General features: G+C 68.7%; 18 protein-coding genes and 2 tRNA genes. 18 read left to right on the top strand and 2 right to left on the bottom strand.

Translation table 11 applies throughout. The features are described from left to right. Positions 1-57: 57 nt before the first annotated feature. Genes ACQEV8_RS14755 through ACQEV8_RS14740 form a run of 4 tightly spaced genes read left to right on the top strand, consistent with a single transcriptional unit; the run spans position 58 to position 2,980 of the window. Positions 58-243 carry a hypothetical protein gene (locus ACQEV8_RS14755; protein ID WP_432960264.1) on the top strand — a complete coding sequence of 62 codons (186 nt, stop codon included), beginning with the start codon at positions 58-60 and terminating at the stop codon, positions 241-243. Continuing rightward, the gene (gene repSA / locus ACQEV8_RS14750) at positions 236-1,618 is read left to right on the top strand and encodes a replication initiator protein RepSA (RefSeq protein ID WP_432960262.1); all 1,383 of its coding nucleotides are present in this window, start codon (positions 236-238) and stop codon (positions 1,616-1,618) included. The genes ACQEV8_RS14755 and repSA overlap by 8 nt, the downstream gene beginning before the upstream one ends. Next, complete coding sequence (locus ACQEV8_RS14745) at positions 1,611-1,823, top strand: excisionase family DNA-binding protein (RefSeq protein ID WP_432960260.1); 213 nt, start codon at positions 1,611-1,613, stop codon at positions 1,821-1,823. Before repSA ends, ACQEV8_RS14745 begins: the two co-directional genes overlap by 8 nt. Continuing rightward, the gene (locus ACQEV8_RS14740) at positions 1,823-2,980 is read left to right on the top strand and encodes a tyrosine-type recombinase/integrase (protein WP_432960258.1); all 1,158 of its coding nucleotides are present in this window, start codon (positions 1,823-1,825) and stop codon (positions 2,978-2,980) included. Before ACQEV8_RS14745 ends, ACQEV8_RS14740 begins: the two co-directional genes overlap by 1 nt. 66 nt (positions 2,981-3,046) lie before the next feature. Here ACQEV8_RS14740 and ACQEV8_RS14735 read toward each other — a convergent pair. Further along, positions 3,047-3,120: transfer RNA gene (locus tag ACQEV8_RS14735), tRNA-Gly, on the bottom strand. A gap of 163 nt (positions 3,121-3,283) precedes the next feature. On the opposite strand from ACQEV8_RS14735, the gene ACQEV8_RS14730 reads away from it, so the two are divergent. From ACQEV8_RS14730 to clpX, 5 genes are all read left to right on the top strand, one after another. Next, positions 3,284-3,360: transfer RNA gene (locus tag ACQEV8_RS14730), tRNA-Pro, on the top strand. Positions 3,361-3,572: 212 nt separating this feature from the next. After that, entirely contained in the window at positions 3,573-4,964 is a 1,392-nt protein-coding gene (gene tig, locus ACQEV8_RS14725) for a trigger factor (protein ID WP_432960256.1), read from the top strand. A 357-nt stretch (positions 4,965-5,321) separates the two neighbouring features. After that, positions 5,322-5,927 carry an ATP-dependent Clp protease proteolytic subunit gene (locus tag ACQEV8_RS14720; RefSeq protein ID WP_179879105.1) on the top strand — a complete coding sequence of 202 codons (606 nt, stop codon included), beginning with the start codon at positions 5,322-5,324 and terminating at the stop codon, positions 5,925-5,927. A gap of 111 nt (positions 5,928-6,038) precedes the next feature. After that, positions 6,039-6,746, top strand: a complete 708-nt coding sequence (locus ACQEV8_RS14715) for an ATP-dependent Clp protease proteolytic subunit (protein WP_432960254.1) — start codon at positions 6,039-6,041, stop codon at positions 6,744-6,746. Positions 6,747-6,925: 179 nt separating this feature from the next. Then, entirely contained in the window at positions 6,926-8,212 is a 1,287-nt protein-coding gene (gene clpX / locus ACQEV8_RS14710) for an ATP-dependent Clp protease ATP-binding subunit ClpX (RefSeq protein WP_062926847.1), read from the top strand. A gap of 63 nt (positions 8,213-8,275) precedes the next feature. Here clpX and ACQEV8_RS14705 read toward each other — a convergent pair whose 3' ends face one another. Then, on the bottom strand, positions 8,276-9,229 hold the full coding sequence (locus tag ACQEV8_RS14705; protein WP_432960252.1) for a hypothetical protein: 954 nt from the start codon (positions 9,227-9,229) through the stop codon (positions 8,276-8,278). A 139-nt stretch (positions 9,230-9,368) separates the two neighbouring features. Between ACQEV8_RS14705 and ACQEV8_RS14700 the strand changes: the two genes are divergently transcribed. The 9 genes from ACQEV8_RS14700 (at position 9,369) to rodA (ending at position 21,249) form a co-directional block, all read left to right on the top strand. After that, the gene (locus ACQEV8_RS14700) at positions 9,369-11,999 is read left to right on the top strand and encodes a valine--tRNA ligase (RefSeq protein WP_432960250.1); all 2,631 of its coding nucleotides are present in this window, start codon (positions 9,369-9,371) and stop codon (positions 11,997-11,999) included. 192 nt (positions 12,000-12,191) lie between these two features. Continuing rightward, on the top strand, positions 12,192-13,742 hold the full coding sequence (folC, locus tag ACQEV8_RS14695; RefSeq protein WP_432960247.1) for a bifunctional tetrahydrofolate synthase/dihydrofolate synthase: 1,551 nt from the start codon (positions 12,192-12,194) through the stop codon (positions 13,740-13,742). A gap of 5 nt (positions 13,743-13,747) precedes the next feature. Next, positions 13,748-14,113: a DUF4233 domain-containing protein gene (locus ACQEV8_RS14690; RefSeq protein ID WP_432960245.1), complete on the top strand. Its 366-nt coding sequence runs from the start codon at positions 13,748-13,750 to the stop codon at positions 14,111-14,113. A gap of 65 nt (positions 14,114-14,178) precedes the next feature. Next, positions 14,179-14,592, top strand: a complete 414-nt coding sequence (gene ndk, locus ACQEV8_RS14685) for a nucleoside-diphosphate kinase (protein ID WP_184592637.1) — start codon at positions 14,179-14,181, stop codon at positions 14,590-14,592. Positions 14,593-14,858: 266 nt separating this feature from the next. Then, positions 14,859-15,878, top strand: a complete 1,020-nt coding sequence (locus tag ACQEV8_RS14680) for a rod shape-determining protein (RefSeq protein ID WP_004001297.1) — start codon at positions 14,859-14,861, stop codon at positions 15,876-15,878. 144 nt (positions 15,879-16,022) lie between these two features. Beyond that, a complete protein-coding gene (gene mreC / locus ACQEV8_RS14675; RefSeq protein ID WP_432960242.1) occupies positions 16,023-16,970 on the top strand; it encodes a rod shape-determining protein MreC in 948 nt (315 codons plus the stop codon). A gap of 13 nt (positions 16,971-16,983) precedes the next feature. After that, a complete protein-coding gene (gene mreD, locus ACQEV8_RS14670) occupies positions 16,984-17,655 on the top strand; it encodes a rod shape-determining protein MreD (protein WP_432960240.1) in 672 nt (223 codons plus the stop codon). Positions 17,656-17,803: 148 nt separating this feature from the next. Continuing rightward, on the top strand, positions 17,804-20,050 hold the full coding sequence (mrdA, locus tag ACQEV8_RS14665) for a penicillin-binding protein 2 (RefSeq protein ID WP_432960238.1): 2,247 nt from the start codon (positions 17,804-17,806) through the stop codon (positions 20,048-20,050). After that, complete coding sequence (gene rodA / locus ACQEV8_RS14660; protein WP_432960236.1) at positions 20,047-21,249, top strand: rod shape-determining protein RodA; 1,203 nt, start codon at positions 20,047-20,049, stop codon at positions 21,247-21,249. The genes mrdA and rodA overlap by 4 nt, the downstream gene beginning before the upstream one ends. The last annotated feature ends 7 nt before the right edge of the window (positions 21,250-21,256 follow it).

Genomic DNA, 21,256 nt, shown 5'->3' with positions numbered 1-21,256 from the left:
CTCGTCCGCTCCGGGCGCCGTCCCTGTCCGATCTCGCAACCGGAAGGAATCCCCAGCATGACCGACCGCACCGCACCCGCGCCCCGCATCTGCCCGAACTGCGACGGCCACGCCTCCGCCGCCATCACCACCGGCGGCCGCGACCGACACGGCCACCTGCGCACCATCGCCGTCGACTGCCGGGCCTGCCACGGCCTGGGCACCGTCCAGCCCCGCCCCGTTCGGGAGGGCGCCCGTGCCTGACACGTTGCTCGACCCGACCACCCTCGGCGACCTGCTGAGGGTGGCTTCGGCCTCCGACTTCGACCGCTGGCACGAGCAGATTCGCCGCACTGGCGGCTGCGCCGACCCCATCCACCTGACCGGCTGGACCCTCGCCAAGGACAGGACGACCGGCGAGACCCTGCACCGGTACAGCACCGAGAGCGAGCCGGGCGGACGTCTCCGCGTCGCATGCGGTAACCGCCGTGCCTCCCGCTGCCCGTCCTGCGCCTGGACCTACGCGGGCGACACCTACCACCTGATCCGGGCGGGCCTGGCCGGAGACGACCGACGCGACATCCCCGCCAGCGTCCGCGACCACCCGCGCGTCTTCGCCACCCTCACCGCTCCGTCGTTCGGCCCGGTTCACAACCGGCCCGACCGAGGTGTCTGCCGCTGCGGTGTCCGCCACGCTGCCGACGATGCCGCGCTCGGAACGGCCCTCGATCCGGCCACGTACGAGTACGCGGGGGCGGTGTTGTTCAACAACCATGCCGGGCAGCTCTGGCAGCGCTTCACCAACCGACTGCGCCGCGAGATCGCTGCCCGCGCCGGCATCACCCAGCGCGAGCTGAAGGAGTGCGCCCGCCTTTCCTACGGCAAGGTCGCCGAGTTCCAGAAGCGGGGCGCCCTGCACTTCCATGCCGTGATCCGCATCGACGGCGCCGACGGACCCGAGACCGCCCCGCCGTCCTGGGCCACGGTCGACCTCCTCGCGGACGCCATTCGCGCCGCTGCCGCGCACTCCTATACGTCCGTCTCCGTCCCGGCCGCCGAGGACCAGCCCACCCGCACCTTCCGCTGGGGCACCCAGCTGGACGTCCGGCCCGTGAAGGCCTTCGGCGATGGCTCCGACATCACCGAACAGGCCGTCGCCTCCTACGTGGCCAAGTACGCCACCAAGGCCGCCGAGAACACCGGCACCCTCGACCGCCGCATAGGCGAACTCTCTGAGCTCGACCGCCACCAGGTCCCGGACCACACCCGCCGCCTCATCGAAGCCTGCAAGCAGCTCGACCCGCTCTACCCGGACCGGCGTCTGTGGGCCTGGGCACACATGCTCGGCTTCCGCGGCCACTTCTCCTCCAAGTCCCGCCGCTACTCCACAACCCTCGGCGCCCTCCGCCAGGCCCGCGCCGACTACCGCGCCGCCCAGGAACACGCCGCCCTCGGCCTGGACGACCGCGAGCCCGACACCGTCCTGGTCCTTGCTGACTGGCAGTACGCCGGACACGGCCACACCCCCGGCGAATCCGCCCTGGCGGCCACCATCGCCCGCGATCTCCAGCTCAACCGCGAAACCGCCCGACAAGCCCTCGCAGACCTGCGCCAGGAAGGACAGCCCGACCATGAATGAGCGATACCTCAGCGTCGACCAGGTCGCCGAGGTCCTCGGCACCACGGTGCGCTTCCCCCGGCGCCTGATAGAAGAGCGCCGCATCACCTACGTGAAGGTGGGCCGTCACGTCCGGATCCCCGAGAGCGCGGTTCGCGAGTTCATCGACGCCAACACGGTGCAGCCGCGGCGGCGTACAGCAGTACTTCGGGGGGTGGCTGCCTGATGGCACAGAAGCGCCGGCACTTCGGCCGGGTCCGCAAGCTCCCGTCCGGTCGCTATCAGGCTCGCTACCTCGGCCCCGATGGGCAGCTCCGGCCTGCGCCGGAAACGTTCCGCACCAAGAGGGACGCCGATGACTGGCTCGCCGACAAGCAGACAGAGCTGCGGCGCGGTGACTGGCACGACCCCGACGCCGGGAAGGTGGCGTTCGGTGAGTACGCCGCTGCCTGGATCAAGGAACGCGAGCTGACCACCACGACTCGGCAGCTCTACGGCTCGCTCCTGCGTCACCACCTCGAACCCGCCTTCGGGGCCGTCAACGTCGCGGAGATCTCGCCGCCGCTCGTGCGACGCTGGCGCGCTGACAAGCTCGCCTCCGGCACCGGCCCGACCACGGTCGCCAAGGCCTACGCCCTGCTGCGCGCGATCATGGGCACGGCCGTCGCCGACCAGATGATCAGGCGCAACCCGTGCACGATCAAGGGCGCCAGCACCGTGCACACCCCGGAGCGGCCGACCGCGACCGTGCAGGAGGTCTACGACCTGGCCGACGCCATGCAGCCCCGCTACCGGGCACTCGTGCTGATGGCCGGATTCCTCGGCCTGCGCTGGGGTGAGCTGATCGGCCTGCACCGCCGGGACATCGACCTCGACCACGGGGCCGTACGTGTCCGCCGAGCCGTCGCCGAGCTGTTCAACGGGCAGCGTGAGATCAAGGCACCCAAGAGCGCTGCGGGCAAGCGCACGGTGTCGATCCCGGCGGCGATCATCTCTGACATCCGTGACCACCTGGAGCGGTACGCCGAGCCCGGTGCCGACGGCCGGGTCTTCCTCGGCGCCAAGGGGGCGACTCCCCGCCGCAACCACTTCAACCGGCTGTGGCAGAAGGCGTGCGATGAGACCGGGATCAAGGGCCTGCACTTCCATGATCTTCGGCACACGGGCAACACTCTCGCGGCCTCCACGGGGGCGAGCACGCGTGAGCTGATGACACGCATGGGTCACAGCACGGCCCGTGCCGCGCTGATCTATCAGCACGCAAGCGCCGAACGTGACCGGCTGATCGCCGACGCTCTGAGCGCCCTCGTCGACAAGGGCCGGAAGACCAAGAAGAAGCAAGATCCAAAGCGGAAGGGGCACGCGGGGGACACGACGGACTGAACACGCCCCCGGGAAACGATCAGGGCCAGGCGGAGGAATGATCCTCTGACCTGGCCCTGATGTGTATGGAGCGGGCGACGGGAATCGAACCCGCGTAGCTAGTTTGGAAGACTAGTGCTCTACCATTGAGCTACGCCCGCACGGTGCGCGCCGCAGGTCGGGTGACCGCGGCACGAAAGCATCGTAGCGGGTTGTGCGCCCTCGTCGCACACCGCATTCGGATCCGGACCTCCCGGGCGCAGACGCAGCGGAAATGCGGCGGCCGTACGGCCTTGCGCCATGTACCCTACGTGTCGCACCAGACGGGGTGTGGCGCAGCTTGGTAGCGCGTCCGCTTTGGGAGCGGAAGGCCGTGGGTTCAAATCCCGCCACCCCGACCAGTCATCCGACCATCTCGAGCCATCTCGAGTCCTCTCGGGTGATCGTCTCCCGGTCGCTCATGTGATCGCCTTTTGGGCGGTGTAGTCGCTGCCGTTACTATGCAAGCTGCACGCCCGTGTGTCTCAGCGTCTGAAGTCTCCGGGCGGCGAAATCCGCCGGGCCGCTCTGGCCCCGGCAGAACCCAAGCAGTCAGCCACAAGGAGACCGAACCGTGAAGAGCGCCGTGGAGACCCTGAACCCGACTCGGGTTCGGCTCACTGTCGAGGTGCCCTTCGAGGAGCTCAAGGACAGCCTCGACGCGGCGTACAAGAAGATCAACCAGCAGGTCACGGTGAAGGGCTTCCGCAAGGGCAAGGTCCCGGCCCGGGTCATCGACCAGCGGTTCGGCCGCGGTGCGGTGCTGGAGGAGGCCGTCAACGACGCGCTGCCGAAGTTCTACACCGACGCGGTCAACGAGGCCGAGCTGAACCCGCTGGGCCAGCCCGAGGTCGACATCACGGAGCTGAAGGACGGCGAGACGCTGAACTTCACCGCCGAGGTCGACATCCGTCCCTCCATCGAGATCCCGGACTACTCCGGCATCGAGGTCGAGGTCGACGCGGTCGAGGTCACCGAGGAGGACGTCGACAAGGCGGTCGAGGAGCTGCGTGAGCGCTTCGCCTCCACCGCCCCGGTCGAGCGTGCCGCCGAGGACGGCGACGTCGTGACGATCGACCTGGAGGCCAAGGTCGAGGGCGAGGTCCTCGAGGACGGCGTCGCCGACGGCGTCTCCTACACCATCGGCTCCGGCGAGCTGCTGGAAGGCATCGACGACGCCGTGAAGGGCGTGGAGGCCGGTGGCGAGGCCACCTTCACCTCCGAGCTCAAGGGCGGCTCGGCGGCCGGCAAGGAGGCCGAGGTCACCGTCAAGGTCACCCAGGTCGCCAAGCGTGAACTGCCCGAGCTGGACGACGAGTTCGCGCAGCTCGCCTCCGAGTTCGACACCATCGAGGAGCTGCGGGCCGACAGCCGTAAGCGCCTGGAGAACATGAAGCAGTACGACCAGGCCACGCAGGCCCAGGAGCGCGTCCTGGAGAAGCTGCTCGAGCTGGTCGAGGTGCCGGTCCCGGACAAGCTGCTCGAGGACGAGGTCAACACCCGCAAGCACAACCTCGAGCACCACCAGCTCGGCCAGATGGGCCTCGACCTCGAGAAGTACCTCGAGATCCAGGGCAAGACGGCCGAGGAGTTCGACGCCGAGACCAAGGAAGCCGCGGTCAAGGGCATCAAGACGCAGTTCGTGCTCGACGAGCTCGTCAAGCAGGAGAAGCTGAACGTCAGCCAGGAGGAGCTCACCGAGCACCTCATGCGCCGCGCCGCCTCCTCCGGCATGTCCCCCGACCAGTTCGCCCAGGCCGTCGTCGAGGGCGGTCAGGTTCCGCTCCTGGTCGGCGAGGTCGCCCGCGGCAAGGCCCTGGCCGTCGTGGTCGAGAAGGCCGCGGTCAAGGACACCAACGGCGAGGTCGTCGACCTGGACGACGAAGAGGACGAGACCGAGGCCTCCACCGAGGAGAGCCCGGCCGAGGCCGCCGAGGAGAAGACCGAGGAGAAGACCGAGGGCTGAGCCCCCGGCACCGACTAGGTCATTAAGGAAGGCCCTGGGGTACGAACCCCAGGGCCTTCTTGCTACCCGCGGGGGCAGCGCGCCTCAGGGGCGCGGGGAGTGCGCGACAAGCCCCTGCCGGCCCGCAGCCGCCGACCAGAAGGCCCACTCACGGCGCGACCGTACGGCCCCCGGCGGAGCCCGTCGCGCTACGCCCCCGGCGAACACTCCCATCTCCGGGATTCCCCGAAGGGACCCGCGCGTTAGGGTCCATGAATACGAGGGCAGTGGAGTCTGCGAACGGCTCCAGCCCCGCAGGGAAACGTGAGACGGCCCGGCGCCGTCGTAAGACGAGCAGGTGGATACGTGACGAATCTGATGCCCTCAGCCGCCGGCGACCCTTCCATCGGTGGTGGCCTCGGAGACCAGGTCTACAACCGGCTGCTCAACGAGCGGATCATCTTCCTCGGCCAGCCGGTCGACGACGACATCGCCAACAAGATCACCGCACAGCTGCTGCTCCTTGCCTCCGACCCGGAGAAGGACATCTACCTGTACATCAACAGCCCCGGCGGTTCGATCACGGCCGGTATGGCGATCTACGACACCATGCAGTACATCAAGAACGACGTGGTGACCATCGCCATGGGCCTCGCGGCCTCGATGGGTCAGTTCCTGCTCAGCGCGGGCACGCCCGGCAAGCGCTTCGCGCTGCCGAACGCCGAGATCCTGATCCACCAGCCTTCCGCCGGCCTCGCCGGCTCGGCCTCGGACATCAAGATCCACGCCGAGCGGCTGCTGCACACCAAGAAGCGCATGGCCGAGCTGACCTCGCAGCACACCGGCCAGACGATCGAGCAGATCACCCGCGACTCGGACCGTGACCGCTGGTTCGACGCCTTCGAGGCCAAGGAGTACGGCCTCATCGACGACGTGATGACGACGGCCGCAGGTATGCCGGGCGGCGGCGGCACCGGGGCCTGAGAGGTCCCCACGGGGCCTGTGGCGCCCCGTGAGGCCCACGGAGCCCTCCCGGGCCCCACAGCGACCCCAGACAGCCCCAGCCGACCGCCTCAGCCCTTCTCAGGAGACACCGTGAACCAGTTCCCCGGCAGCGGGATCTACGACCGTATGAACGCCGTGCAGGACATGAACGGCTCGCAGGGCCGCTACACCGGCCCGCAGGCCGAGTCCCGCTACATCATTCCGCGCTTCGTCGAGCGCACCTCCCAGGGCATCCGCGAGTACGACCCGTACGCGAAGCTCTTCGAGGAGCGTGTGATCTTCCTCGGCGTCCAGATCGACGACGCCTCCGCCAACGACGTCATGGCGCAGCTGCTGTGCCTGGAGTCGATGGACCCCGACCGTGACATCTCGGTCTACATCAACAGCCCCGGCGGCTCATTCACGGCGCTCACCGCGATCTACGACACGATGCAGTACGTGAAGCCGGACATCCAGACGGTCTGCATGGGCCAGGCCGCCTCCGCCGCCGCCGTCCTGCTGGCCGCCGGTACGCCGGGCAAGCGCATGGCCCTGCCGAACGCGCGCGTGCTGATCCACCAGCCGTACAGCGAGACCGGCCGCGGTCAGGTGTCCGACCTGGAGATCGCCGCGAACGAGATCCTCCGGATGCGCTCGCAGCTGGAGGAGATGCTGGCCAAGCACTCCACCACGCCGGTCGAGAAGATCCGTGACGACATCGAGCGCGACAAGATCCTCACGGCCGAGGACGCGCTGAGCTACGGCCTGATCGACCAGGTCATCAGCACCCGGAAGATGGACAACTCGAGCCTGCGCTAGGCGAGAGGCTGTATCGTCTGCCGCCCCTTGGCACGGTTTGGCACGGTGCACGTCAAAGTGAACCGCGCCAAGGGGGGCCCGAACGAGGGGCCCGGCAAGGTACCGTCGGACATAAGGCTGCACCAGGAGCCGCTGGACGTCGACGTCCAGTCGTCTCCCAGGCGAAGGGGAAGCACACCGTGGCACGCATCGGTGACGGCGGCGATCTGCTCAAGTGCTCGTTCTGTGGCAAGAGCCAGAAGCAGGTCAAGAAGCTCATCGCAGGGCCTGGTGTGTACATCTGCGACGAGTGCATCGACCTCTGCAACGAGATCATCGAGGAAGAGCTCGCGGAGACCAGCGAGGTCCGCTGGGAGGAACTCCCGAAGCCCCGCGAGATCTACGAGTTCCTCGAGGGGTACGTGGTCGGCCAGGAAGCCGCCAAGAAGGCGCTCTCCGTAGCGGTGTACAACCACTACAAGCGCGTCCAGGCCGGTGAGAACGGCGGGGCGAACGGCCGTGACGACGCCATCGAGTTGGCGAAGTCCAACATCCTCCTCCTCGGCCCCACGGGCTCCGGGAAGACCCTCCTCGCGCAGACCCTCGCGCGCATGCTGAACGTCCCCTTCGCGATCGCCGACGCCACGGCGCTGACGGAGGCGGGTTACGTCGGCGAGGACGTCGAGAACATTCTCCTCAAGCTGATCCAGGCCGCCGACTACGACGTCAAGAAGGCCGAGACCGGGATCATCTACATCGATGAGATCGACAAGGTCGCGAGGAAGAGTGAAAACCCGTCGATCACGCGCGACGTGAGCGGCGAGGGCGTCCAGCAGGCCCTGCTGAAGATCCTGGAGGGGACCACGGCCTCGGTCCCGCCGCAGGGCGGCCGCAAGCACCCCCACCAGGAGTTCATCCAGATCGACACGACGAACGTGCTGTTCATCGTGGGCGGTGCCTTCTCCGGCCTGGAGAAGATCATCGAGTCCCGGGCGGGTGCCAAGGGCATCGGCTTCGGCGCGCAGATCCGCTCCAAGCGCGAGATGGAGTCCAAGGACCAGTTCCAGGAGGTCATGCCGGAGGACCTGGTCAAGTTCGGCATGATCCCCGAGTTCATCGGCCGGCTCCCGGTCATCACCTCGGTCCACAACCTGGACCGCGAGGCCCTGCTGCAGATCCTCGTCGAGCCGCGCAACGCGCTCGTCAAGCAGTACGAGCGCCTCTTCGAACTCGACGGTGTGGAGCTGGACTTCGAGCGCGAGGCCCTCGAGGCCATCGCCGACCAGGCGATCCTCCGCCAGACCGGCGCGCGTGGCCTGCGGGCCATCATGGAGGAGGTCCTCCAGGGCGTGATGTACGAGGTCCCGTCCCGCAAGGACGTGGCCCGGGTCGTCATCACGGCGGACGTCGTCCAGTCGAACGTGAACCCGACGCTGATTCCGCGGGATGCGCGGGGACGCGGGCCGGGCGAGCAGAAGACCGCCTAGTCACCCACCGCATGCAAAGGGCGCCCGGCACTGCTTGTGCCGGGCGCCTTCGTCGTTGCTGCGTCAGGCCTTGACGCGGACTTCCGCGCGGACCTTGGTGGTGAGGTCGATCGCCACGTCCTTGGTGACGCCCTGCGCGGCCTCAGCCGGCGACACGATGGCGATGGTGCTGTAGTCGGCCCACGCGCAGAACCAGTTGATCTTCTCCTTCTTGTTCAGCTGGTCCTGTGACTTGGCCGACTGGCACTTCATGGCCGCGCCGTCGAGGTCGGCCTCCTCGGGCTCCCCGATCAGTTCGGGCTTGCCGGAACCGGTCGAGGCCTCCTTTTCGGACGACTTCTTGAAGTTGGCGAAGAACAGGTCCAGCGTCGCCTCCGGGTCGGAGATCTCACCGTAGGCACCCGCCACCGTAAGGGTCTTGGCCGACGCCATCTTCGCCGCGGACGACGGGTCGTCGGGGTCGTAGTCGCTCAGGTCCACCGTGGTGTAGAGCCCCGCCGCGGTCTTCGCGCCCTTGACGCCGCTCTGCTCCAACTCCGGCGCGTTTCCGGCGGTCTGCCCGTCCTTCGTGGTGCGCTTGTACTCGCTGAGGACCTTCGCCGGCGTCGCGATCTTGTGCGGCCCGTCGTCCTCCAGGCCGCCACCGCCGCCGATCACGAAGTACGCGCCCACGGCGAGGGCCGCGACCACGGCCACCGCGCCGAGGATGATGCCCGTCTTCTTCTTGCCGCCGCCCGGCGCCGGGGGCTGCGGGACGCCGTACTGGGGCTGCTGACCGTAGGGCGGCTGCTGGCCGTACGGGGGCTGCTGGCCGTAGGGGCCGGGCTGCTGGGGCGGGACGCCCTGCGGGGGCTGCTGCGGGTAGCCGTAACCGGGCTGGGGCGGAGGGGCCTGCTGGGGGTAGCCGTAGCCGGGCTGGGGGGCCTGCGGCGGCTGGCCGTACGGGCCCGGCTGGCCGTACGGACCGGGCTGCTGAGGCTGCTGCCCGCCGTACGGGCCCGGCTGGTTGTAGCTCATGTTCTGGGTTCCCCTCCAGATGCTTATGTGTTCCGGACATCCTGGCGCAGACCCGTCGTGTGCATGGCATCGGGGTCCCCGCCGTTACAAAGCGAAACGAGTTTCGGGACGGGGGAGTGACACCTCTAAACTGACCCCCGTGACCGAGAACGCTCAGCAGCAGCCACCAGCGCCCAGCACCGACCTGCCGACCCAGTACGCGCCGGCCGACGTGGAGGGGCCGCTGTACGAGCGCTGGGTAGAGCGGGGTTACTTCGAGGCGGACGCGAAGAGCGACAAGCCGCCGTACACCGTCGTCATCCCGCCGCCGAACGTCACGGGCAGCCTGCACCTCGGGCATGCCTTCGAGCACACCCTCATCGACGCGCTGACGCGCCGTAAGCGCATGCAGGGTCACGAGACGCTCTGGCAGCCCGGCATGGACCACGCCGGCATCGCCACGCAGAACGTCGTCGAGCGGGAGCTGGCGAAGGAGGGCAAGTCCCGGCACGACCTGGGCCGTGAGGCCTTCGTCGAACGGGTCTGGCAGTGGAAGGGCGAGTCCGGCGGCCAGATCAGCGGCCAGATGCGCCGCCTCGGCGACGGCGTCGCCTGGTCCCGTGAGCGCTTCACCATGGACGAGGGCCTGTCCCAGGCCGTCCAGACCATCTTCAAGCGGCTCTACGACGACGAGCTCATCTACCGCGCCGAGCGCATCATCAACTGGTGCCCCCGATGTCTGACGGCCATCTCGGACATCGAGGTGGAGTACCAGGACGACGACGGCGAGCTCGTCTCCATGAAGTACGGCGACGGTGACGACACCATCGTCGTCGCCACGACCCGCGCCGAGACGATGCTCGGTGACACGGCCGTCGCCGTTCACCCCGGGGACGAGCGGTACAAGCACCTGATCGGCAAGCTGGTCAAGCTGCCGTTGACCGACCGTTCCATCCCGGTCGTCGCCGACGAGCACGTCGACCCGGAGTTCGGCACGGGCGCCGTCAAGGTGACCCCGGCGCACGACCCGAACGACTTCGAGATCGGCCGGCGCCACGACCTCCCGGCCCTGACGATCATGGACGAGCACGCGGTCATCACGGCGCACGGCCCCTTCCAGGGCCTGGACCGGCTGGAAGCGCGGTCGGCGATCGTCGCGGCCCTGCGCGCCGAAGGGCGGATCGTCGCCGAGAAGCGGCCCTACGTCCACTCCGTCGGCCACTGCTCGCGCTGCAAGACCACCATCGAGCCGCGCCTGTCCATGCAGTGGTGGGTCAAGGTCGGTCCGCTCGCGAAGGCCGCCGGCGACGCCGTCCGCGACGGGCGCGTCAAGATCCATCCGCAGGAGATGGAGAAGCGCTACTTCGACTGGGTCGACAACCTCCACGACTGGTGCATCTCACGGCAGTTGTGGTGGGGTCACCGCATCCCGGTCTTCTACGGGCCGAACGGCGAGGTCGTCTGCGTCGGCCCCGACGAGGAGCCGCCCGGCACCGAAGCCGAGGGCTGGCGCCAGGACACCGACGTCCTCGACACCTGGTTCTCCTCCGGTCTGTGGCCGTTCTCCACGATGGGCTGGCCCGAACAGAGCGAGTCGCTCGCGAAGTTCTACCCGAACTCCGTCCTGGTCACCGGCTACGACATCCTCTTCTTCTGGGTCGCCCGGATGATGATGTTCGGCCTGTACGCGATGGACGGCACCCCGCCGTTCCACACCATCGCCCTGCACGGCATGGTCCGCGACCAGTTCGGCAAGAAGATGTCGAAGTCCTTCGGCAACGCGGTCAACCCGCTGGACTGGATGGACAAGTACGGCAGCGACGCGCTGAGGTTCACGCTCGCGCGCGGTGCCAACCCCGGTGTCGACGTCCCGATCGGCGAGGACTGGGTCCAGGGCTCCCGCAACTTCGCCAACAAGATCTGGAACGCGACGCGCTTCGCGATGATGAACGGCGCGACGGTGGACGGCCCGCTGCCTGAGCCGTCCGCGATGTCGTCGACCGACCGCTGGATCCTCTCCCGCCTCAACACGGTCGTCGCCGAAGTCGACGCCTTCTACGAGGACTACCAGTTCGCGAAGCTCTCGGACGCCCTGTTCCACTTCGCGTGGGACGAGGTCTTCGACTGGTACGTCGAGCTGTCCAAGACGACGTTCCAGGCGGGCGGCGAGGCGGCCGAGGTCAGCAAGCGGGTCCTCGGCGAGGTCCTCGACGTCACGCTGAAGCTGCTGCACCCGGTGGTTCCGTTCGTCACCGAGACCCTGTGGACCACGCTCACCGGCGGCGAGTCGGTCGTCATCGCCGAGTGGCCGAGCGACAGCGGTTTCCGTGACAAGGGCGCCGAGCAGGAGATCGAGTCGCTCCAGTCGGTCATCACCGAGGTCCGCCGCTTCCGTGCCGACCAGGGGCTTCAGCCCGGCCAGCGGGTCCCGGCCCGGCTGACCCTCGACGGCACGCCGTTCGCGACCCACGAGTCGGCCATCCGGCAGCTGCTCCGGCTCCAGCCGGAGGGCGACGCCTTCACGGCCACGGCGACCCTCCCGGTCGCCGGCGCCGAGGTCGCCCTCGACCTCTCCGGCACGATCGACGTCGTGGCGGAGCGCAAGCGCCTCGCGAAGGATCTCGCCGCCGCGGAGAAGGAGAAGGCCCAGGCGACCGGGAAGCTCGGCAACGAGGCGTTCCTGGCGAAGGCCCCCGACCACGTCGTGGAGAAGATCCGCACCCGCCTCGCCAAGGCGGAGGAGGACATCACCCGGATCCAGGCGCAGCTGGAGAGGCTGCCGCAGGCGTAAGGGTTCGTACGGTGTTGAGGCCCCCGGAGCTGTCAGGCCGGGGGCCTCACACGTGGCTCGGGGCACCTGCCCAGAGGGGCTCCGTACCGCGGGGTGAGGCGGAGCCGCCCGCGCGCGGGGCATTATCGATGTCCGGCTCCGCCGCGCGGGCGCGACCAGCCCGCATGGGCCCGCACCCGCCCACAGCGAACAATGTCAGTCGGTCTCCGTAGACTGGGCCCCGTGAGCGAGTTCCCTCCAGACCACAGCGACGACCAGCCCGACCCCCTCGACAACTTCGACGAGATCATCGCGGAGGAAACCACCCGCGACCCCGACCTCGCGGTCATCGAAGCCGGCAGCCGAACCCTCCGCACCCAGGGCGGCCCGCCCGAGGCCGACATCCCCGCCCGGCCCGCCGACCCCGAGGTGGACAAGGCCCTGCGCGAGGTCGAGACAGAGCTCGCCTCGCGCTGGGGCGAGACCAAGCTGGAGCCCTCCGTCAGCCGTATCGCCGCGCTGATGGACGTGCTGGGCGAGCCGCAGCGGTCGTACCCCTCGATCCACATCACGGGGACGAACGGCAAGACCTCCACCGCCCGCATGATCGAGGCCCTGCTCGGCTCCTTCGAGCTGCGCACCGGCCGCTACACCTCGCCCCACGTGCAGTCGATCACGGAGCGCATCAGCCTCGACGGCGCCCCGGTCTCCGCCGAGCGGTTCATCGAGACGTACGAGGACATCAAGCCGTACATCGAGATGGTCGACGCGCAGCAGGAGTACCGGCTGTCCTTCTTCGAGGTGCTCACCGGCATGGCCTACGCGGCCTTCGCCGACGCACCCGCGGACGTCGCCGTCGTCGAGGTCGGCATGGGCGGCTCCTGGGACGCCACGAACGTGATCGACGGTGACGTCGCCGTCGTCACGCCCATAGACCTCGACCACACCGACCGGCTGGGCTCCACGCACGCCGAGATCGCCACGGAGAAGGCCGGGATCATCAAGCAGGGTGCGACGGTCATCATGGCGCAGCAGCCTGTCGACGCGGCGCAGGTGCTGCTGAAGAAGGCCGTCGAGGTGGACGCGACCGTGGCCCGCGAGGGGCTGGAGTTCGGCGTCGTCGACCGCCAGGTGGCCGTCGGCGGGCAGCTGGTGACGCTGCGCGGCCTGGGCGGCGAGTACCCCGAGGTGTACCTGCCGCTGCACGGCGCGCACCAGGCGCACAACGCGGCCGTCGCGCTCGCCGCCGTCGAGGCGTTCTTCGGGGTCGGCGCGCAGCGGGCCGACGCGTTGGACATCGACGCGGTTCGCAAGGCGTTCGCGGCCGTCGCCTCGCCGGGGCGGCTGGAGGTCGTGCGGAAGTCGCCCACCGTGGTGCTCGACGCCGCCCACAACCCGGCGGGTGCCCGGGCGGCGGCCGCGGCGATCGGGGAGGCCTTCCAGTTCAGCCGCCTCATCGGGGTCGTCGGCGCGAGCGGCGAGAAGAACGTCCGGGGGCTGCTGGAGGCCTTCGAGCCGGTGTTCGCCGAGATCGTGGTCACGCAGAACTCCAGCCACCGTGCGATGGACGCCGACGAGTTGGCCGGTATCGCCGTCGAGGTGTTCGGCGACGACCGCGTCCAGGTCGAGCCGCGGCTGCCCGACGCGCTGGAGGCCGCGATCACGCTCGCCGAGGAGGAGGGCGAGTTCGCGGGCGGCGGTGTGCTCGTCACCGGTTCCGTCATCACGGTCGGCGAGGCCCGACTGCTCCTGGGGAAGGGCTGAGACCCGTGCGTACGCTCTGTTCCTCGACCCTGATCGGCGAGTTCTTCGTCATCGGCTTCGCCGGTCTGGTCGCCATGAAGGATCCCGATCTGTCCATGGCGACGGTGTGGACGGTCAGCGGTGTTGCGATGTTCCTGTGCCTGGTGCTGTGCGGACTGGTGACGCGCCCCGGCGGGGTCGTGCTCGGCTGGGTGCTGCAGCTCGCGCTCATCGTGTCGGGCTTCGTCGTGCCGATCATGTTCTTCCTGGGCGCGATCTTCGCGGCCCTGTGGTGGGCGTCCGTGCACTACGGGCGGAAGGTGGACGAGGCGAAGGCGAGATTCGCGGCCCAGGCGGGTCCCTCGGGCTCCTCCACACCTGACGCTGCGTAACGAGCGCCCCGACACGCCGGGTAATCTCGTCTTTCCGTAAAACCTTGACGCATAAGGAGCCCGTCGTGACCCAGCGCACCCTCGTCCTGCTCAAGCCCGACGCCGTCCGTCGTGGCCTGACCGGCGAGATCATCGGCCGCATCGAGCGCAAGGCGGGCTGGCGGATCACCGCGCTGGAGCTGCGCACCCTGGACCAGGACACGCTGGAGCAGCACTACGGCGAGCACAAGGGCAAGCCCTTCTACGAGCCGCTGGTGGAGTTCATGGCCTCCGGCCCGGTGGTGGCGCTGATCGTGGAGGGTGAGCGGGTCATCGAGGGGCTGCGCGCGCTCGCCGGCCCGACCGACCCGATCGCCGCCGCGCCCGGCTCCATCCGCGGCGACTACGGCGTCATCGTCCGAGAGAACCTGATCCACGCCTCGGACTCGGAGGAGTCCGCCGAGCGAGAAGTGAAGATCTTTTTCCCGGGTCGCGCCTAAAGCGCGAAGGGGCGAGCGAAGTCTGGGGGTGCCGCTCCCAGACTTTTCTGGCATATGCGTGCCGATCGAGGGAACGATCGCCCCCGAACGCCCGTCTCCACAAGCGAACCCGCACAGCATCTGCTGACATTGGCGGAGACCCTCCCGCAGTGTTCGCGAAGGCGCGTCTACGATGGAAGCCTTCACGTCACAGCACCCACCTTTGCCTACCTGAAAAGCCCTCAAAAGCTAGTGGGAAGGCCAGACGAATCCTGATGGGGAACTCAATGTCGTTCATCGGCCGTGACATGGCTGTCGACCTCGGGACCGCCAACACGCTGGTGTACGTCAGGGGTCGCGGGATCGTACTCAACGAACCGTCCGTCGTCGCGATCAACACCAACACCGGTGGCATCCTCGCGGTCGGGGCCGAAGCGAAGAAGATGATCGGGCGCACGCCCGGCAACATCGTTGCCGTTCGTCCTTTGAAGGACGGCGTGATCGCCGACTTCGAGATCACCGAGCGGATGCTCCGCTACTTCATCCTGAAGATCCACAAGCGGCGGTATCTGGCTCGTCCGCGGGTCGTCGTCTGTGTGCCCTCGGGCATCACGGGCGTCGAGCGCCGCGCCGTCATCGAGGCGTCGTCCCAGGCCGGCGCCCGCCAGGTGCACATCATCGAGGAGCCCATGGCCGCGGCCATCGGCTCCGGCCTGCCGGTCCACGAGGCCACGGGCAACATGGTGGTCGACATCGGCGGCGGCACCACGGAGGTCGCGGTCATCTCCCTCGGCGGCATCGTCACCGCCCAGTCCATCCGGGTCGCGGGCGACGAACTGGACAACGCGATCATCCAGCACATCAAGAAGGAGTACTCCCTCCTGCTGGGTGAGCGGACGGCCGAGCAGATCAAGATCACGATCGGTTCGGCGTACGACCTCGACTCCGACGAGCACACCGAAATCCGTGGCCGGGACCTGGTGTCCGGGCTGCCGAAGACCGTCGTCATCTCCGCGGCCGAAGTCCGCAAGGCGATCGAGGAACCGGTCAACGCGATCGTCGACGCCGTCAAGACGACCCTCGACAAGTGTCCGCCGGAGCTGTCCGGCGACATCATGGACCGGGGAATCGTTCTGACCGGTGGCGGGGCGTTGCTCCGGGGCCTGGACGAGCGGCTGCGCCGGGAGACCGGTATGCCGATCCATATCGCGGAGGATCCGCTGGACAGCGTGGCTCTCGGTTCCGGTAAGTGCGTCGAGGAGTTCGAGGCGCTCCAGCAGGTGCTGGACGCCCAGCCGCGCAGATGACATAACTCTTCGATTCCGCCGTACGGGACGATCTCCTCTCGTGCGGCGGATCGTTGATATAGAGGCATAAGCTCCCACAAAGCAGCCCCTCGGGTTTCCCTGGGGCTCCCTGAATTCCTATGAGGAAGGGCACGGCCGCCGCACGTGAGGGACACACGAGAGAGTCGGCTGCTCCTGGTGCTGCTGATCGCCATCGCGTTCGCTTTGATCACGGTGGACATCCGCGGTGGAGAGGACTCGCCCGTCGACGGTGCCCGACAGGGCGCTGCGACGGTCTTCGGCCCGATCGAGAGCGGTGTCTCGGCCGCGGTCGACCCGGTCGGCAACGCGGTCTCCGCCATCCGTGAATCCGGCGACCGGCACGACCGGCTCGCCGTGCTGGAAGAGGAGAACGCCGCCCTGAAGGCGAGGCTCGGCAGCGACGACCGCAGCCGCAGCCGCCTCAAGCAGCTCGACAAGATGCTGAAGGTCGCGGGCACCGGCCAGTACGGCATCAAGGGCGCCCAGGTCATCGCCATCGGCGCCGCGCAGGGCTTCTCCTGGACCATCACCGTCGACGTCGGCGCCAACGACGGCATCAAACGCGACATGACCGTCCTGAACGGGGACGGGCTCGTCGGCCGGGTCACCACCGTCGGGCCCAACACCGCCACGGTCCTGCTCGCCAGCGACCCCGACTTCACGGTCGGCACCCGGATGGAGTCCGGCGACGAGCTCGGCTTCGCCTCCGGGCAGGGCGACCGCCCGCTGCGCGTGGAACTCCTCAACGGCAAGGCGGAGGTGAAGAAGGGCGACCGTCTGGTCACCTTCGGCTCGCAGGCCGACCGGCCGTTCGTGCCCGGCGTGCCCGTCGGCGTGGTCTCGCGTGTCGACCCGTCCGGCGGCGGCCTGACCCGCACGCTCTTTGTCACGCCGTACGCGAGCTTCACCAAGCTCGACATCGTCGGTGTCGTCGTCGAAGTCCCGAAGAAGGACCCGCGCGACACGGTGCTCCCGCCCAAACCCAAGCCCACCCCCAGGCCGACGGTGACGGTGACCGTGACGCCGTCCGCCGAGGCACCCGCAGACGGCCAGAACCAGCAAGAGCAGTAGGAGCTGTCACCTCATGCGCGTCAACCGGATCCTGCTCTCCTCCGCCCTGGTCGTCGTCGCCCTGGTGATCCAGGTGAGCGTCCTCGCCCGCCTGCACCTGCCGGGCGCGGTGCCCGACCTGATGCTCCTCACCGTCCTCGGCCTCGCCCTGGTCTACGGCCATGTGGGCGGTGCCCTCGTAGGCTTCGGCGCGGGCCTGCTGGCCGACCTCGCCCCGCCCGCCGACCATGCCGCCGGGCGGTACGCCCTTGTGCTGTGCCTCATCGGCTATCTCGCCGGCCTGGCGAAGCCGGAGACGGGCCGGCTGAAGTCCGCCACCGGCCCCATGGTCGTGGTGGTCGCCGCCGCCATCGGCACGACCCTGCTGTACGCCGGGGTCGGCGCCCTCGTCGGGGACACCGCCGCCCGCCATGTGGGCCTGGGCAGCCTGCTGTTCACGGCCGCCCTGTACGACCTGCTGCTCGCCCCGTTCGTCGTGCCGGGCATCATGGCCCTGGCCCGGCGCGCCGAGAACGATCCGCTCGCCGATTCGGGCTCCGGTGGCAAGGCCACCGACATCTCGAACGGCTGGCTCTCCGGCGGCACCGGCCTGAAGATCGGCAGTCAGCGGAACGGGCTGCGGGTGAAGGCGGCTCGGGCCCGGATGGCGCGGGCCGGGCGCATCAAGGGGGTCAAGCGGCTGTGAACGCAGCGAAGTTCACCCGAACGAGAGCCTCCAGTCGGAACGCCTGCTCAGGGGCCGGCCGTTCATCACTCGTACCGGCGCACCTGTGGCCGGACACACCGTCGTATCCGACCATCCGCACGCACACCGAGAGGGGGAGGCAGCCGCAGTGACCAACATTCCCGAGACCGGCCGGAACACACGGGTCCAGATCCGGCTCGTCGTCATCCAGGTTCTCGTCCTCTCCCTCCTGCTCACGCTCGGCGGACGCCTGTGGTACCTCCAGATCCGTGAGGGCGCGGCGTACGCCAAGGAGGCGTCCGGGAACCACGTCCAGCAGGTCGTCCAGCCCGCTGTCCGGGGTTCGATCCTGGACGCGCGCGGTGTGGCCCTCGCAGACAACGAGACCCGGCTGGTCGTCTCCGCGTCCCGTACCGACCTGCTGAAGATGCCGGACGACGGCAAGGACGTCCTTGCCAAGCTCGCCAAGGTCCTGGGCATGAAGCCCGAGGAGGTCATGGCGAAGGTCCGGCTGTGCGACTCCGAGACGCCCCAGCCCTGCTGGAACGGCTCGCCGTACCAGCCGATCCCCATCACCGACGAGGCCACGCCCAAGCAGGCCCTGCAGATCCGCGAGCGCGCCGAGGACTTCCCCGGCATCACCGCCGAGCCGGAGGCCATGCGCCGCTATCCGAGCCCGGGCAAGGCCAACACCGCCCAGGTCCTCGGCTATCTCTCGCCGGTCACCGACGAGGAGATCAAGCAGGCGCAGAACACCAACTCGCCGTATCTGCGCTCCGACCAGGTCGGCCGCTCGGGCCTCGAGCGCCAGTACGACAAGGCGCTGCGCGGCAAGGCCGGCGTCACCCGCTACGAGGTCGACAACCTCGGCCGCGTCATCGGCCAGGCCGAGGCCGACCCCACCCACCCGGGCGACAACCTCGTCACCAGCATCGACTCGCGCGTCCAGCGGATCGCCGAGTACCAGCTGAACGAGGCCATGAAGGAAGCCCGCAAGCAGAACGACCGCAACACCGGCACCAACTACAAGGCCGACTCCGGTGCCGTCGTGGTGATGGAGGCCAAGACGGGCCGGGTCGTCGCCATGGCGTCCAACCCGAACTACGACCCCAACGCCTGGGTCGGCGGCATCTCCGCCAAGGACTACGCGCGGCTCACCGGCAAGAACTCCAACTACCCGCTGCTCAACCGCGCGATCCAGGGCCAGTCGGCGCCCGGCTCCATCTTCAAGGTCGTCCCGACGGCCGCCGCGATCAACGCCGGCTACTCCTTCGACGGCCCCTACCAGTGCTCCAGCTCGTTCTCCCTCGGCGGCCAGGTCTTCAAGAACTTCGAGTCCAAGGGATACGGCCCGATCAGCCTCGGCCGCGCCCTGGAGGTCTCCTGCGACACCGTCTTCTACCGGCTCTCCCACGAGGAGTGGAAGCGCGACGGCGGCGCCAAGCCGAAGAAGAAGACCAACGACTGGTTCTACAAGACCGCCCACCAGTTCGGCCTCGGCAAGGAGACCGGCATCGACCTGCCCAACGAGGTCACCGGCCGCATCCCCGACCGCCAGTGGAAGCTGGACTACTGGAAGGCCAACAAGGACGTCTGGTGCCGCACCGGCAAGCGCAACGGCAGCTACGCCGAGAAGATCGCCTACGAGAACTGCCTCGAAGGCAACCGTCTGCGCGCCGGTGACTCCGTCAACTACTCCATCGGCCAGGGTGACACCCTCGTCACACCGATCCAGATGGCCACCATCTACGGAGCCATCTCCAACGGCGGCACCCTCTACGATCCCTCCGTCGGAAAGGCCGTCATCAGCGCCGACGGCAGGACCGTCACGCCGATCGAGCCCAAGTCGCACGGCAAGCTGCCGATGACGAAGACGACGCGCGACCGGATAGACGATGCCCTCGCGGGAGTCGCCACCCGCGGTACGGCCGCCTGGAGGTTCGGCGGCTGGCCGCAGGACAAGATCCCGATGCACGCCAAGACGGGTACGGCCGAGGTCTACGGCAAGCAGACGACCTCGTGGTTCGCCACCTACACCAAGGACTACACGGTCGTCATGACGATCGCCCAGGGTGGTACGGGCTCCGGCGCCTCGGGCCCCGCCGTCCGCAACATCTACAACGCGCTGTACGGCGTCTCCGAGGACGGCAAGATCAACAAGAAGAAGGCCCTGCTGCCCACCCCGCAGGAGGCCCTGCCGAAGGTCAGGACCGACGGCACCATCTCCTCCCCGAAGGTGGCCAAGGACCCGGCCAAGGACCAGCAGGCCGACAAGAAGGACCCGAACGCCCCGGCCGACCCGCTCCAGCCGGCGACGGCCGCTCCACCGACACCGGAGAACCGTGACACCCGAAGGCGGCGGCGCCGCAGGGGAAGCCGGAGGCCGACGACATGACCGGCGGTGTGAACAGCTTCCAGGTCTCCGGCTACGGGCCCGAGCGCTCCGGCTGGACCCGGCTCCTCGCCCGTGACTCGGTCGTGCGGCGGCTCGACTGGCCGATCCTGCTGTCGGCGCTGGCCCTGTCGCTGCTCGGCACGCTCCTCGTCTACTCGGCCACCCGCAACCGCACCGAGCTCAACCAGGACGACCCGTATTACTTCCTCATCCGGCACCTGCTGAACACCGGCATCGGCCTCGCCCTGATGGCCGGCACGATCTGGCTCGGCCACCGCGCCCTGCGCACGGCCGTGCCGATCCTGTACGGCCTCTCGGTCCTGCTGATCCTGCTGGTGCTCACCCCGCTCGGCTCCACGATCAACGGCGCCCACTCGTGGATCAAACTCCCCGGCGGCTTCTCCCTGCAGCCCTCGGAGTTCGTGAAGGTCACGATCATCCTGGGCATGGCGATGCTGCTGGCGGCCCGGGTCGACGCGGGCGACAAGCAGTACCCCGATCACCGCACGGTCGTGCAGGCCCTGGGCCTGGCCACGGTGCCCATGCTGATCGTGATGCTCATGCCCGACCTCGGGTCGGTCATGGTCATGGTCATCATCGTGCTCGGCGTGCTGCTCGCCTCCGGGTCGTCCAACCGGTGGGTCTTCGGCCTGATCGGCGCGGGCGCCATCGGCGCGATCGCCGTCTGGCAGCTCGGGGTGCTCGACGACTACCAGATCAACCGCTTCGCCGCCTTCGCCAACCCCGAGCTCGACCCGGCGGGCGTCGGCTACAACACCAACCAGGCCCGCATCGCCATCGGCTCCGGCGGACTGACCGGCTCCGGCCTCTTCCACGGCTCACAGACCACCGGCCAGTTCGTCCCCGAGCAGCAGACGGACTTCGTCTTCACCGTGGCGGGAGAGGAGCTGGGCTTCCTCGGCGGCGGCCTGATCATCCTGCTCCTCGGCATCGTCCTGTGGCGGGCCTGCGCCATCGCCCGGGACACCAGCGACCTGTACGGCACGATCGTGGCCGCGGGCATCGTCGCCTGGTTCGGCTTCCAGACGTTCGAGAACGTCGGCATGACGCTCGGCATCATGCCGGTCACCGGCCTGCCGCTGCCCTTCGTGTCGTACGGCGGTTCGTCGATGTTCGCCGTGTGGATAGCGGTGGGGTTGCTGCAGTCGATCCGGGTGCAGCGGCCGATGTCGGCCTAGCGGCCTG

Source organism: Streptomyces sp. CA-179760 (genome assembly GCF_050937045.1).
In the GTDB taxonomy this organism is placed as follows: domain Bacteria; phylum Actinomycetota; class Actinomycetes; order Streptomycetales; family Streptomycetaceae; genus Streptomyces.
The sequence above is the reverse complement of the archived record's forward strand: the minus strand, read 5'-3'. Positions and strand labels throughout refer to the sequence as shown.

Excerpts from the sequence above, each read along its gene's own strand:
- ACQEV8_RS14705 (WP_432960252.1), bottom strand. The coding sequence starts at position 9,229 with ATGAGCTACAACCAGCCGGGCCCGTACGGCGGGCAGCAGCCTCAGCAG.
- ACQEV8_RS14740 (WP_432960258.1), top strand. The coding sequence starts at position 1,823 with ATGGCACAGAAGCGCCGGCACTTCGGCCGGGTCCGCAAGCTCCCGTCC.
- ACQEV8_RS14680 (WP_004001297.1), top strand. The coding sequence starts at position 14,859 with ATGTCGTTCATCGGCCGTGACATGGCTGTCGACCTCGGGACCGCCAAC.
- ACQEV8_RS14745 (WP_432960260.1), top strand. The coding sequence starts at position 1,611 with ATGAATGAGCGATACCTCAGCGTCGACCAGGTCGCCGAGGTCCTCGGC.
- folC (WP_432960247.1), top strand. The coding sequence starts at position 12,192 with ATGTCAGTCGGTCTCCGTAGACTGGGCCCCGTGAGCGAGTTCCCTCCA.
- rodA (WP_432960236.1), top strand. The coding sequence starts at position 20,047 with ATGACCGGCGGTGTGAACAGCTTCCAGGTCTCCGGCTACGGGCCCGAG.
- mreD (WP_432960240.1), top strand. The coding sequence starts at position 16,984 with ATGCGCGTCAACCGGATCCTGCTCTCCTCCGCCCTGGTCGTCGTCGCC.
- ACQEV8_RS14755 (WP_432960264.1), top strand. The coding sequence starts at position 58 with ATGACCGACCGCACCGCACCCGCGCCCCGCATCTGCCCGAACTGCGAC.
- ACQEV8_RS14720 (WP_179879105.1), top strand. The coding sequence starts at position 5,322 with ATGCCCTCAGCCGCCGGCGACCCTTCCATCGGTGGTGGCCTCGGAGAC.